Annotated in this window: 11 protein-coding genes and 2 pseudogenes; 5 read left to right on the forward strand and 8 right to left on the reverse strand. The window is 59.2% G+C overall.

What is annotated here, in order from left to right:
* Positions 1 to 59: 59 nt before the first annotated feature.
* Positions 60 to 683: pseudogene (locus RND78_RS27090) on the forward strand (MFS transporter); the annotation flags it as partial.
* A 166-nt stretch (positions 684 to 849) separates the two neighbouring features.
* On the opposite strand, the gene RND78_RS27095 reads toward RND78_RS27090, so the two are convergent.
* Positions 850 to 1,158 carry a hypothetical protein gene (locus tag RND78_RS27095; RefSeq protein ID WP_312733256.1) on the reverse strand — a complete coding sequence of 103 codons (309 nt, stop codon included), beginning with the start codon at positions 1,156 to 1,158 and terminating at the stop codon, positions 850 to 852.
* Positions 1,159 to 1,421: 263 nt separating this feature from the next.
* On the opposite strand from RND78_RS27095, the gene RND78_RS27100 reads away from it, so the two are divergent.
* Together RND78_RS27100 and RND78_RS27105 are read left to right on the forward strand one after the other, a co-directional pair.
* The gene (locus RND78_RS27100) at positions 1,422 to 1,676 is read left to right on the forward strand and encodes a type II toxin-antitoxin system Phd/YefM family antitoxin (protein ID WP_273808286.1); all 255 of its coding nucleotides are present in this window, start codon (positions 1,422 to 1,424) and stop codon (positions 1,674 to 1,676) included.
* Positions 1,673 to 2,017 (forward strand): hypothetical protein, encoded by a 345-nt coding sequence (locus RND78_RS27105; protein ID WP_312733260.1) that lies wholly within the window; start codon positions 1,673 to 1,675, stop codon positions 2,015 to 2,017. Before RND78_RS27100 ends, RND78_RS27105 begins: the two co-directional genes overlap by 4 nt.
* A gap of 275 nt (positions 2,018 to 2,292) precedes the next feature.
* Here the strand turns inward: RND78_RS27105 and RND78_RS27110 are convergent, their stop codons facing one another.
* The 3 genes from RND78_RS27110 to RND78_RS27120 form a co-directional block, all read right to left on the reverse strand.
* The gene (locus tag RND78_RS27110; RefSeq protein ID WP_312733262.1) at positions 2,293 to 2,586 is read right to left on the reverse strand and encodes a hypothetical protein; all 294 of its coding nucleotides are present in this window, start codon (positions 2,584 to 2,586) and stop codon (positions 2,293 to 2,295) included.
* Positions 2,587 to 2,649: 63 nt separating this feature from the next.
* Positions 2,650 to 3,132 carry a hypothetical protein gene (locus RND78_RS27115; RefSeq protein WP_273808473.1) on the reverse strand — a complete coding sequence of 161 codons (483 nt, stop codon included), beginning with the start codon at positions 3,130 to 3,132 and terminating at the stop codon, positions 2,650 to 2,652.
* Positions 3,129 to 4,151 carry a DNA-binding protein gene (locus RND78_RS27120; RefSeq protein WP_312733266.1) on the reverse strand — a complete coding sequence of 341 codons (1,023 nt, stop codon included), beginning with the start codon at positions 4,149 to 4,151 and terminating at the stop codon, positions 3,129 to 3,131. The genes RND78_RS27115 and RND78_RS27120 overlap by 4 nt, the downstream gene beginning before the upstream one ends.
* Positions 4,152 to 4,506: 355 nt before the next feature.
* On the opposite strand from RND78_RS27120, the gene RND78_RS27125 reads away from it, so the two are divergent.
* A complete protein-coding gene (locus RND78_RS27125) occupies positions 4,507 to 5,712 on the forward strand; it encodes a phage integrase central domain-containing protein (RefSeq protein ID WP_312733268.1) in 1,206 nt (401 codons plus the stop codon).
* A gap of 247 nt (positions 5,713 to 5,959) precedes the next feature.
* On the opposite strand, the gene RND78_RS27130 is transcribed toward RND78_RS27125, so the two are convergent.
* The 3 genes from RND78_RS27130 to RND78_RS27140 are packed head-to-tail and all read right to left on the reverse strand — an operon-like array spanning position 5,960 to position 7,487.
* Positions 5,960 to 6,721, reverse strand: a complete 762-nt coding sequence (locus tag RND78_RS27130; RefSeq protein WP_312733269.1) for a FlhC family transcriptional regulator — start codon at positions 6,719 to 6,721, stop codon at positions 5,960 to 5,962.
* A 41-nt stretch (positions 6,722 to 6,762) separates the two neighbouring features.
* Positions 6,763 to 7,251, reverse strand: coding sequence for a hypothetical protein (locus RND78_RS27135; RefSeq protein ID WP_312733270.1), 489 nt, complete (start codon positions 7,249 to 7,251; stop codon positions 6,763 to 6,765).
* Positions 7,251 to 7,487, reverse strand: coding sequence for a hypothetical protein (locus tag RND78_RS27140; RefSeq protein ID WP_312733271.1), 237 nt, complete (start codon positions 7,485 to 7,487; stop codon positions 7,251 to 7,253). Before RND78_RS27140 ends, RND78_RS27135 begins: the two co-directional genes overlap by 1 nt.
* A gap of 1,272 nt (positions 7,488 to 8,759) precedes the next feature.
* Here RND78_RS27140 and mobI point away from each other — a divergent pair.
* The gene (mobI, locus tag RND78_RS27145; RefSeq protein WP_312733272.1) at positions 8,760 to 9,263 is read left to right on the forward strand and encodes a conjugative transfer protein MobI(A/C); all 504 of its coding nucleotides are present in this window, start codon (positions 8,760 to 8,762) and stop codon (positions 9,261 to 9,263) included.
* Between the two features lie 159 nt (positions 9,264 to 9,422).
* Here mobI and RND78_RS27150 read toward each other — a convergent pair.
* Positions 9,423 to 9,601: pseudogene (locus tag RND78_RS27150) on the reverse strand (helix-turn-helix domain-containing protein); the annotation flags it as partial.

Below are 9,601 nucleotides of genomic sequence, written 5' to 3' on the forward strand. Positions count from 1 at the left end.
GCGGCTGGCAGCCGCAGCCTCACGCATCAACTGCGTGAAGAAGGCATCATGATTGGGCGATTCGCTCAATGCGGCAGAACTGGGTGCTGGTCGTGGCCGGTGGCCTACTGGCCTCCATGACCACCACCACCTTCTACCTCATCACCGTCTACACCCCGACCTTCGGTCGTACCGTGCTGCACCTGAGCGCCAGTGACAGCCTCATCGTCACCCTGTTTGTCGGGGTCTCAAACTTCATCTGGCTACCCATCGGCGGCAGCGTTTCCGATCGCATTGGCCGTCGGCCACTGCTGCTGGGTATAGCCAGCCTGGCCCTGCTTACCGCCTATCCGGCCATGGCCTGGCTGGCCGCCGCGCCCAGCTTCGAGCGGATGCTGGCGGTGCTGCTGTATTTCTCGATGTTCTTCGGCTGCTACAACGGCGCCATGGTGGCGGCGCTGACCGAGGTCATGCCCGCCGAGGTACGCGTGGCCGGCTTCTCGCTATCCTTCAGCCTGGCCACGGCGCTGTTTGGCGGCTTCACCCCGGCGGTCTCGACCTTTCTGGTCAACGCGACAGGCGATAAGGCCTCGCCGGCCTTCTGGCTGATGTTCGCAGCGCTCTGCGGGCTGGGTGCGACCCTAGTCCTTTACCGGCGTCGCCAGACCCAGGCCGGACTGCAAGAAGCGCCAACCGCTCCCTGAACCGCGACTTGCCACCAGGTCCCTGCAGGTCGCCTGCCGGGGCTTGGCAAGGGCTCGCAAAGTGCCCCCGCCGTCGCGCCAGCGGCGTGCTGAGGATCGCCGGCGCCAGTAGACACCTGCGCTGGCCACTCAAGCCACGCAGCGGGAGGCGGATGGCGCTCTGCGTTCAGCTAGTGAAAAAGTAGCTCCATATGAGCCAGGCAAAGGTGCCCCAGATGCCCCAGTAGGTGACCAAGTAGACTGCACGACCAGAAAGGGTTCCTGCTTTCCATCCAAATGCCCCGCATAGACCTATCGAAATGCTCATTGCCAAGCCATACCAGCCTTCATGAAGATTCATGACGGCAGAGGGGGTTGCAGTGCGTACGTACAGCGCGGCCACGGCTAAAAGTACGATAAGGACCATACAGATCAGCCAGCGCCAGTTACGAGCTAGGTAGCCCTTACGCGTTGTCGAAAACATCATCGGATCCATGCTGTTGGCTTCCTAGACTCAGGGGCAAACCCCAATTCCCGCGATGACAGGTACGAATAGTTCCTGCTGGATAGGTAGTGTCGTTGGTAAATGGGGAAGAGGGTTGGCGATTCACTCCCTACCTGGGCGCGAACCTGGATCTTTTCCCTACCCCAATTTGGGAATGACGAAAGCGTCACCAACAGGTAAGGACCTTATTTGGTTTTAATTTGAGCCGCCGAATGATAGGATGGGCCGCATCACAGTGAACGCTGGATCTATCAATGCGAGTCGAAACGATCAGCTACCTGAAGAAAAACGCCGCCGACCTCGAGCTGGACGAGCCAATGATCGTCACCCAGAACGGCAAGCCGGCCTATGTGATTGAGGCCTACGCGGATCGTGTCCGCCGCGATGAGTCTATCGCTCTGGTCAAGCTGCTGGCCTTGGGATCCAAGGAGTACGAAGCCGGCCAGCACATGTCATCCGAACAGCTGAAAGAAAGCCTGCAGCAGCGGTTCGGTGGTGATAGCAAATGACCGCCAGGTCTTTCCAGGTCCGCTTCAGCGCTTCGGCACGGACCGGCGCGCTCGACCAGGTGCATCACCTCGCGAAATCGGTTTCTCGCCGCGACGTACTCGCAAAGATGACCAGCGTCGTAGACGAAGTCGCCATCGAGCTCCGAAAGTCCCCTCTCGCTCACCCGATTGCCGCCGCCGGTGCTGAGTTTGGCATCACTAGGTACCGCGAGATCGCCAAGTCTGGCTATCGAGCGGGATACCTGGTAGACGAAGAGCGGCGCGAAGCCGTGGTGCTCGCCATCTTACGCGATGGGCAGGCCATCCGGGAGCTGCTGTATCGGCACCTGCTGATCAGCTGAGCCAAGCCGAGCACAGTAGGGTGAGGTTCAGTCACCCACCGCGCCCGTACGGTGCGATCGCTTTGACGCATCGCCTCGGGCGACGAGACCCTGATGAAGCTCGCGCTTGGTGACAGCGAGTCGCGCGATCTTCGTCATCGGTGGCCGGACGGTGGCATTGGCCTCGGGTCATCCGGTCTGGGGTACCGGTGACCGGAGGAAGGCCGATGCTTAGGTGCGAGAGGCTGCCATACGTGTCAGCGCTCACCAGGTCGGGGCCGTCCCGTCTTCTCCCATCAGCCGGCGAAGAAGAACATCCAGACAACGGCGACCACCGCACCGCCGACGGCAAGGCGGCTGATAACCCGGGCGGACGCAGTATCAGTCGCTCCTGCCTCGAGCGCACATAGCCCAAGCAGCTCAGCTACGACGAAGCCATACCAGGCAGGATGCACTTCAACAAATGGTGCAGGGTCGAGGCCACGTGTGAGCCAACCGAATGTGCAGATGAAGAGGACCAACAGCAGCAGGCCGAGCCACGGCCAGTTACGGACGACGTAGCTCTCTCGTTTCATAGGTATTGGTTTCAACCGACCGCTCCATAGCACAGTGCACAGGCATGTCCCGGCTTGCTCAACAGCGGCCGTGTTGGATTACTCGCGTCCTTGCGCTACCAGCAGTCGCCCCGCCGTACCCCGCAACATCGCCAGGCATGTCGGTACGTCCAGATGGACTTGCATGGCCAGCACCCGAATGCCCAGCGCGCCAAGATGGAAGACCTTGTCCGCGGTGATCGGCACGTTGATCGATAGGCGTTGCTGGAGTAGGCGGAGGTAGAGAACACCACGCTCAGGCTGGTTGACCAGGGTTAGCCCTTTATCGCCGGCGGCCCCATGATTGCGCGCCTCGAACGTCGGCGTGATTCCCAGGACGCAGCACATGAACGCCGGCATTTCCCGAGGTGTGATCTGAAGCGTCAGCTTCTCAGACCAGTCGAATTTTTCACTGGATCCCTTACGCCCGGCACCGTCCACCGCGAGCACGGTCTCCTGCGCCTGGTTCAGGACCACCTCGAACTTCAGCGCGGCAGACCCGCCGTAAACGTGGAAGCCTTCGAACTGGTCAGCCACCCTCATTCCCCTGCAGCAGGGCTAGCTGCCCGGGGTGCCTTACCGGTCCCCCTCGAAGCAGGTTTCGCAGCCGCTTTGGCAAGCTGGCGCTCCAACACTGCGATTCGGGCACTGCTATCTTTCTGGACACGCTCCAAGTAGCGCTCTGCGGCTTCCCGGCCAGCGTCGGCCCGGGCAAGCTTGTCACCCAGGGCGCGATTCTCCACCCGAAGTTCGGTGAGGATCTCGAAATCCTGGGCGCGCGTACGCTCCATTTCCTGGATCTGCCCCGCGGCGCTATCAGCCTCGGAGCGAGCGATGGCAAGCCGATTGCGCATTTCACGGAGCTCGACCTGGGTATCAGCAAGACGCTCCTCAGCTGCGGAAGCAGAACGCTGATGCTCCGCGCTCGCCGCTTCTGCGGAAGCCTTCTGGGCGAGCGCCAGGCTCAGTTCGGTCTGGCTCTCGGCAAGTTGGTCCCGAGCTAGTTGCGCCTGTCCCTCCGCCTCGGCAAGCCGTTCGGCGAGACTGGCGTTCTCCTCAGCCATCGCACTGAGCTGGTTTTCCTTCAGTTGAAGCTCGTTGGCCAACCCGTCCATCTGCTGCTGACTGCGCTCCTGATCGGCCTCAATGCCTTCGAGCACGGCACTGGCATCGTCTTGCTCAGCCTCCAGGCGAGCGATCTCTTGCCGCGCCTGCTCAAGCTCGAGCACGACCTCTTTGCGCGCCGCAGCCGCTACCAAGTCAAGGGCGCCGGCCAGTGCATCCTGCATTGCCTTGGTCTGCTTGGCGACCGCGGTTTCGATGATCGCCGTTGCCTCCTCTGGCAGTGGCCTGGTTGGGATGGCCCCACCCGGTACCCCAGTGTGGTGTCGCTGCCAGACGCTGAGGAGCGTTTCGGGGCGACCCCCGCCGAGGGTGGTCCGTAGCGCCCAGCCATTGACCTTGCGCCCACCTGCCAGCAGCTGCTCGCCGGCGGCGATGACCTCTGCGTCTGTAAATCTGCGTTCCGCCATGGCCGCCTCTGGATTGAAGAAAGACAGCATAGTAACGCTATACCAAACTAACAAACAATCTTGTTTTCATTGTTTGGTTAGTTTCTAACGTCAGCTAACAAACGTGCACGAGTCGATCGTGCTTGAGCTTCGGTGGCCCATGGCAGATGCGAGGGTCGACACTCGTCAAAAACCATATCTTGGATAGCGGCTGGTTCAGCTGTGTGGGTTTTCTTGTGGGCTCTGACTAATAGCAGGAAGAGGAACCCCAGTATTAGATGGGGCTGCGGCACTTTAGTACGGGGATAGAGGATCCCCGTACCGTGTGACGCAGTTTTTACGCCTTTGGGTAGTCGCATACTCGAGATTGGGTGATAGCCTTCGGCGGTCGATGTGGAGGGTTACCGTGGGCCAGTTGCTACCGAAGCAGGTGAAAGAGCTATCCGAACCAGGCGTCTACCAGGACGGCCGCGGCCTGATCCTGCGTGTGGCCAAAACCGGGGCCAAGCGCTGGATCTTCAGGTTCTCCTTCCAAGGTCAGCGGTATGACGTGGGGCTGGGTGGCTATCCGGCGGTCTCGTTGAAGCAAGCCCGGCTTGAAGCGGACCGGCGCCGGCTGAAGATCGCGAAGGGCGCGCCTGAGTTACCGGGCCATCGATCGCCTGCGGCTCAATCACCGGCCGCCGGGCCCGACCTCTTCGAGACCCTGGCCAGGCAGTACATCGCCACCCACGGTTCGTCGTGGAGCCACGACCACCATCGTCAATGGGTCAGCTCCATGGAGCGCTACGTGTTCCCTGTACTTGGCCGCCGACCGGCTACCGAGATCGATACGGACCTGGTGCTGCAGGTGCTCCGCCCGATCTGGGACAAGATCGAGGTCACCGCCGCGCGCGTCCGCAACCGCATCGAGTCGGTGCTTGATGCCGCCCAGGCACTGGGGTTTCGCGAAGGCGCCAATCCGGCTCGGTGGCGTGGCCACCTCGACAAGCTGCTGCCGCGCCACGATCGCAATGTCACGCACCATCCAGCGGCGCCGGCGGAAAGCTGTCCATCCGTGCTGCATCGCCTGGATTCCCTGGACGGTCCAGCCGCGCGTGCAGCGGAGCTACTGATCCTCACGTCGCTACGCAATGCCGAGGTTCGCGAGGCACGGTGGGCGGAGTTCGACCTTGACGCCAGACGCTGGACCATACCGGCGGAACGCATGAAGCGGGACAAGGAGCATATCGTGCCCCTGACGGACCGGATGCTGGAAGTGCTCGAGCAGCAGAAGGGTCAGCACGACATCTGGGTGTTCCCCAACGCCCGCGGTAAGAAACCACTGCCGGGCAACGCGATAGGCAGGGCGCTGAGGAAGATCAAATTGGAGGGGGCAGTTCCGCACGGGTTTCGCTCCACCTTCCGCACCTGGGCGGCGGAGACAACTTCCCATCCACGAGAGATCTGTGAGAAAGCCCTGGCGCACCAGGTCGGCTCCAAAACGGAGGCCGCATATAATCGAGGCCCTTTGCTGGAGAAGCGACGCGCCCTGATGCGCGACTGGGAAACGTTTCTGGAGATGCCCGCCACACGTTTGGATGTAGGACGCCCTGAGGACGCCTCGCGCTAGCGCAGCAACAATTGAGAGCTTCTAGGACGCCTGCAGGACGCCTCGGAAATTGACGGCTGTTAGTGATACTGGCCTAGGACGCCCCGAGGACGCCTACAGGACGCCTCGGAAATTGGTCGCTTTTAGTGGTAGCGGCCCAAGACTCCCCCAATACACGTCATCGAGACGCCTGAGGTGGACCATTGCCGGAGTAGCGTCGGCAAATCTTGAGATCAGCGCCGCGGCGGCTGGAAATTCTGTCTTGACTCTACGCGGAACGAAGGGCCGGCACGGAGTCACACGCGACCAGGGCACGAACCAGTTGGTCACCGACAGGATAGAGTTCAACCATTGCCCGTCGATCAGCTTCCTTGTGCTCCAGTAACTCTAGGCTAGCTAGATACTCCGACTGGTTTAGTTCGAGCTGCTTCATGATCTCATGCGCGCTGTAGCCCCAATTGGTCAGCTGCTGAATGTTCAGAGCCAACGCAAGAAGCTCTTCCGCGGGTCGCTCAGACATCGCCGCGTCATTGACATCGCAGTGGAACCGATCTTTGACAACGACCTGGGAGCAGTATGGGCAAGTGGATTTGTTCGTACTGGTTAAGGCAACGTAGGTAAGGTCACACTTGCGACAAACCCTCATCACGACGTCCTTGGAGCGGTATTCGCGCGCGATAACCCAGGCCTCGTCGATGGACAAGCTCTCCGTTGGATTCAAACGGAGCACGTCACGGTAGGTGAGATAGGACTGGTGCGCCGCGATGGTAGCTTCGACATCGATGCCTAAGAGCGGTGTGCGCGCGCCTCTCAGATAAGCCCCCATGAACAGGGCCGCCTCGATGATGCGCGCTTTGCTGGACAAGATCCTTGAGCCTAAGGGCAGCGGACCCGAACCGCCTCTGCTGACTACGTTCAGTCGCTTGCGAGCACTGGTGACCTGCTTCGCAGTCAAGTCGGTATGAAGGGTGATGATGGTGCATCGAAAGCCAGCCATTACCATCATGTCAATGAGCGCAGTGTTGTCCATTTCGTGACATCTCGAGAGCAGATTAGAAAGCGTGGATGGGCTTAGCTGACGTGCAGAAAGCGCATGAAGCGGTGAAGGGCGGGCTCAGGATAGGGCTCGACACGCTGCCTGAGGTGACCGTTGCGGATGACGAACTGGATGCGCCCTAGCGCTGCCATCTGCCGGCGCTGAGTTGGAAGACTGGTGATCAACCAGTCGGCGTCGGCATCCTTGATATTCCAGTAGATCTGGGTTTGCATCTTGCTGGCCAACAGGCCCTCACGAATTTCGCTGAGCACACCCACGATCTGGACGACGCTCGGTGCGTTCAGAAGATGCCGGTCGGCACTTCCATCTTCGCGAAGCCGCAAGACGACCCCGAATGCCGACGCGGGCAGCTGGCTGAGCTTGAGAAGGTCACGCTCATTAGCGGCCTTTAGCCAAGCAGTGTCCTCTGTACTGATATCGAAGAACCGGTGGAATGCAGTGTCCTGGGCTATGGCCCACTCACGAGCCATGTGAAGCAAGGTTTCGTCAGTACCACTGTTCATCACGCACCTCCTTCGCTCTTGCTAAGCAGGATCAAGCGCCGCCAGACGCGCAGGACGTCCTCCCCATACGCTCTAGCAACGCTTGAGAGCGCCGGATTGGGCGTGTGGTAACGCCCGATCGCGAGCGCGATGTCTCCCCCTGCCGCGTCAGCGTAGCCGTCGACACGTTTGACGTTGGAGTAGCCGATGTCGAGGCCTACTACGAAGGCAGGCGTGGTGGGATTCTTTCGGGTCATAGGTCTCTCGAATAGCGTCGCTGATGAGAGCACGGCTCAGCCGTCCTGCAGAACGCTTAAGCCGTGCTGAGTTATCCAGGAGCGATGTCACCTGCCCCTCAGGCGTCCCTGGGGACGCCTCGGTCTTCACCTTCACCGCCATAGCTGAGGCCAGGCGTCCTCCAGGACGCCTAGCAGTGCGGTGGATTGAGAAATCTGATCGTCAGGCGTCCCTGGGGACGCCTCGGTCTTTACCTCAACCGCCACAGCTGAGGCTAGGCGTCCTCCAGGACGCCTCAGATACAGCGTGCCACCGCTGGCCACCCAAACAGCCCCAGATTCCCCCCCTTCGCAGGGTGGGATTGCGCACGACGACCTCGAATGCACTGGCTTAATCAGTAATCGAAGGGGCGGGTGTGGCCAGCGCCTGTCGCTCCCAGGGGCGACTCAAAAAGCCCATTACTAATCACCATCTAAACGGTTTTGTTGAAACGTCTTCCCCATAATGCAAATAAAGGCGTTTTGCTGAAATTTTTGCTGAAACGCGATTCTTGAAGCGACTTGCTTATTAGTAATGACAATCTAAACGGGTTTGTTGGAAAAGGGGAAGACCAGGAATTGCACCGGCTCGCCTATCATTACTAATAACAATCTAAACGGGTTTATTGGCATTCAGGTGAGCTAGAAAATCATGCGAAAGATTGTGCTTGAAAGTCTGAAAATGGGCTTAACAGGGTGAACGAGGCCAGCAAACCAGCACTACAAGGAAAACCCAAACGCGTATTAATAATGACAATCTAAACGGACTTGTTGTAACGACGCCACCGTAATGCCAAGACAGGCGTTTTGCTGAAAAAACTGCTGAAGTACGCTTCTGGGACCAATTTTCTTATTAATAATGACAATCTAAACGGGTTTGTTGTAACGAAAATCGGAGAGAGGTGCTGAGGACTATCTCTTATTAGTAATGACAATCTAAACGGGTTGATTGGTGTTCGAATGATCTAGAAAACCGTGCGTAAGATTGTGCTGGAGGCTCTCGAATCGAGGGGTATGGGCTCTAACAGGGGTCTGCGATGGGGGCCAAAATCACAATAGATAATAACCACGCAGCCGCTCAGATTGTGATTTGAAGAATAAATGGCCCTGGCTCGGGACATTTGCGTATTAGTAATAACAACCTAAACGGGCATGTGGTGAATGGCATCAAAAAGGGCAGGCTGGCCGCCTTGGAAGACCAGCAGGACTAATGACAATCTCAACGGCATTATGGTTAATAGATAGGATATAACAATGTACGATCCAGCTACCCCTCAACGCGATGTGCATCCAATCCACGGCAATTTCCAACAGGCGATCGGGGCTATGGAAGACATCCGTCAGACCGTGAAGGATGAGGCGCTTCGGCTGCGCGATGAGTACCTCGCTGCCGCCAAGGAACGCGCTGGCGGCAAGATCATCTACCGCCTCATCGACGTACGCGATAACGGCAAGGGATCGATGTCCATCGTCTGGTGCAAAGTCTTCTTCTACGACGTGCCTGGTAACAAGAAACGGCAAGGTCGTCTGCCCATATCCAAGGGGCAGGGCTCGCTGTATGCGCCAGGGCTTGTCACCCGTGGAATGGATCACTGGTTCGTTGAGCTCTTCCAGCTCTATGAACCGCAGCTCGCGGTACTTCGAGACCAGATGCTTTACGCCTCGAAGATTCGCAAGCTGCTGGTCCAGCAGCAGCGCAAGGCGCAGTCGAGCATGCCGGGGTCGCCCCTTGCGTTTCCAGAAACGGGGGTAGCGTAGGGGCATCAACAGCGGAGAACTTCCCCCTATGCATCGCCCAAGCTTCTTGATATCCAGATGGAGCAGGTCGCCGGCCTTGGGATATTCATAGCGCACCACCCCAGGGGCGGGCTCCAGCTCGGCCAAACGATGAAAGCCTGCCTGTTTGAGACGCCGTGCAACGGTACTGACGGCCACGCCAAGTAGTTGGGCGATCTGTCGATAGGTATGGCGAGATCGGCGTAGCGGGATCAAGTGTGCGACCCGGTCGCCCGAGGTCCCATGCGGGCATGAATGCGGACGTGATGAACGATCCAGCAGGCCGGACTCGCCTTCCTCGCGAAAGCGCCTGAGCCATT

The organism is Pseudomonas oryzihabitans (genome assembly GCF_032027545.1).
Taxonomy (GTDB): domain Bacteria; phylum Pseudomonadota; class Gammaproteobacteria; order Pseudomonadales; family Pseudomonadaceae; genus Chryseomonas; species Chryseomonas oryzihabitans_F.